We start from the raw sequence: 2,996 nt of genomic DNA, 5'->3' as shown, positions 1-2,996 counted from the left end.
CGGCCGGACCGACCATCACCACGCGTGAGCCCCGGCCGCCGGCCGAGTCCTTCGAGGCCGCGGGCCTGCCCCGCCGGCTCATCAAGGCGCTGGCCGACCGGGACATCGCCGCCCCGTTCCCAGTCCAGGCATCGACCCTGCCCGACGTCCTCGCCGGGGAGAACGTCCTCGGCCGGGCCCGGACCGGCTCGGGCAAGACGCTCGCCTTCGGGCTGCCGCTGCTCGCCCGCCTGGCCGGGCAGGGGCCGGCCCAGCCCCGCCGGCCCCGTGCGCTCGTCCTCGTGCCGACCCGCGAGCTGGCCCAGCAGGTCAACGATGCGCTCGAGCCCCTGACCAGGGCGCTCAACCTCCGGCTCGCGCCGGTGTACGGCGGGACGTCCATCAGCCGGCAGATCTCCGCGCTACGCCGCGGTGTGCACCTGGTTGTCGCCACCCCGGGCCGGCTCACCGATCTGGTGGAGCGCGGCGCGTGCGTGCTGGACGGGATCGAGATCACGGTCCTGGACGAGGCCGACTTCATGTGTGACCTCGGCTTCCTGCCCGCGGTGAAGGCACTGCTCGACGCCACCCCGGCGGGCGGGCAGCGGCTGCTGTTCAGCGCGACGCTCGACCGGGAGGTCGAGGTGCTCGTGCGCGACTACCTGCCCGACCCGGTCCTGGTCGCGGTGGACTCCGAGGTCTCCCAGGTCACCACGCTCGCCCGGCACGCGCTCGAGGCCGTCGACCGGGCCGCGCAGGTCGCCCTGGTGACCGCGCTCGCCGGCGGCTCGGGGCGCACCCTGGTGTTCGTGCGCACCCAGCGTGACGCCGACTGGGTGGCCGAGTCACTGAGCCGGGCCGGGGTGCCGGCCGAGCCGCTGCACGGCGGAATGCCACAGGGGGCGCGGACCCGGGCACTGGCCGGTTTCACCGACGGCTTCTACCGGGTGCTGGTCGCCACCGACGTCGCCGCCCGCGGCATCCACGTTGACGGCATCCGGCTCGTCGTGCACCTCGGCCCGCCGGAGGACGCCAAGACCTACCAGCACCGAGGCGGACGGACCGCCCGAGCCGGCGCCGACGGTGCGGACGTGCTCGTCACCCTGCCCGCCGAACGCGGCAAGGTGCGCGGGCTGCTGCGCACCGTCGGGATCGAGGCGAGGCCGATCCCGACGACCGCCGACGATCCGATCGTGCTCGAGCTCGCCGGGCCGCCCGCGCCCCGGATCAGCAAGGACGAGATCCCGCTAGCCCGCACGGGCGGCGGCCAGGGTGGCGGCAGGGGACCGCGCGGCGGCGGTACGCCTCGCGGCAACGAGCACCGGCCCACCCGGCGAGAGGGTCACCGGTTCGGGCGGCCGGCGACCGGGCACGGCCGCCCGCCGCGCCGGGGCGCCGCTCCCGGAACGGCCCCCACCGCTCCGGCACCGACAGCCTGACCGACAGCCTGGCCGCCGGCTCCGGCGCGCCCCTGCGGGGCCTGACCGGACGTCCCGCCCCGGCCGCGGGCTCCAGCCGACCGGCCCGGTTTCGACCTGGCCGGTCGGCCGGTTGAACGCGCCTGACCAACGACTCGCCCACGCTCTGTGTACGATCTGTGCGCGCTTCACGCACGGTCCGCGCATGCCGTAGCCATCCGACGGCCAATGAAGGGCGCAACGCATTGCCATCGTTCGGATTTGCGATGTGACCAGGATCACTTAGAGACTTTGCGCGCCACGTCCACTCGATACCGTTTTAGGGACAGGTGTCGGTAACGATGGAAGGAGCGTTGCGCATGGAAAAGGACGAGACGACCCACCTGGCCCCGGGGCTTTCCGTACCAGGTCAGCGGGAGACCGGCTCCGGCGTCCTCGACGGCGCGGAGGTCTTCGAGCCGGCCACGGAAACATTCTCGTTCGGGCCCGTCGCAAACCCGAACCGGCTCCGGCTCGGCGCCTCCCGGTCACTGTGACTCCTGGAGGCCGGCCGCCGTCGGGCGGCCGGCCCTGCTGTTTCGCCGCCGGTTTCACCGCCGGCTTCACCGCCGACGGGTATGTCGGCCACGAGGAGCGTCGTCCTACCGTCACAGCATGAGCAGCCGCGATGTGACCGCACCCTCGGTCACCACGTCCCCGGTCACCACGCCCCCGGTTTCGGCGGACCCGTCCGGCCGGGAGAACCACCGGTCGTTCTGGGCCCAGTTGGACGGGCCGGTGCACTACGTCGACTTCGGGGGGCCACCCGACGGCCCGTTGCTGCTGTGCGTGCACGGTCTCGGCGGCTCCCACCTCAACTGGCTCGCCTTCGCCCCGCTGCTCACCCCGGTCTGCCGGGTGCTCGCGGTCGACCTGGCCGGGCACGGCCGGACGCCGCCCGCCGGGCGCCGCACCGACGTCGCGGCCAACCGGGCACTGCTCGACCGTTTCCTCAGCGAGATCGTCCGGGAGGCACCCGTCCTCGTCGGCAGCTCGATGGGAGGCATGATCAGTGTGATGCAGGCCAGTCGGCGGCCGGAGTCCGTCGCGGGCCTGGTGCTACTCGGCCCGGCACTGCCCCGGCCGCGAGGCGTGCGCCTGGATCCCGAGATCACCCGCATCTTCGCCGGTCTGCTGGTCCCCCGCCTCGGCGCGGCGGTCCTCGCGTACCGCCGCGGCCGCTACACCCCCCGCCAGCTCGTTGACGAGAACCTGCGGCGGCTCTGCGCCGACCCCGGCCGCATCCCGCCGACGGCGATCGCGGCTATGGTGCGCGCGCAGAGCGAGCGCGGCGGGATCCCCGGCGCGGACCAGGCGTACGTGGGGGCGGCGCGCTCGGTCGTCTGGTCGCTGGTGCGCCCGGCCTCGCTCGCGCGCATGGTCCGCACCGTCCGGCAACCGACGATGCTCGTCCATGGCTCCGCCGACCGGCTGATCCCGGTGGGCGTGGCACGCCACGTCGCCGCGGAACGCCCGGACTGGCGGGTGGAGATCCTCGACGGGTTCGGCCACCTGCCGATGCTCGAGGCGACGGAGCTCACCGCCGAGCTGGTGCTGGAC

At 74.2% G+C, this 2,996-nt stretch carries 3 protein-coding genes; all 3 read left to right on the top strand.

The window, feature by feature from the left end:
• Window positions 1-80 precede the first annotated feature (80 nt).
• Window positions 81-1,418 carry a DEAD/DEAH box helicase gene (locus AC08OP_RS23520; RefSeq protein WP_476616163.1) on the top strand — a complete coding sequence of 446 codons (1,338 nt, stop codon included), beginning with the start codon at window positions 81-83 and terminating at the stop codon, window positions 1,416-1,418.
• Window positions 1,419-1,756: 338 nt separating this feature from the next.
• Window positions 1,757-1,933 carry a hypothetical protein gene (locus AC08OP_RS23515; protein ID WP_462187936.1) on the top strand — a complete coding sequence of 59 codons (177 nt, stop codon included), beginning with the start codon at window positions 1,757-1,759 and terminating at the stop codon, window positions 1,931-1,933.
• A 118-nt stretch (window positions 1,934-2,051) separates the two neighbouring features.
• Window positions 2,052-2,996 (top strand): alpha/beta fold hydrolase (locus tag AC08OP_RS23510; protein WP_476616162.1); only part of this gene is annotated, 945 nt, incomplete at its 3' end.

It is taken from the genome of Frankia sp. CeRuru1, from assembly GCF_977966315.1.
Note: the sequence above shows the minus strand (reverse complement) of the source record. Positions and strands in the feature narration are given on the sequence as shown.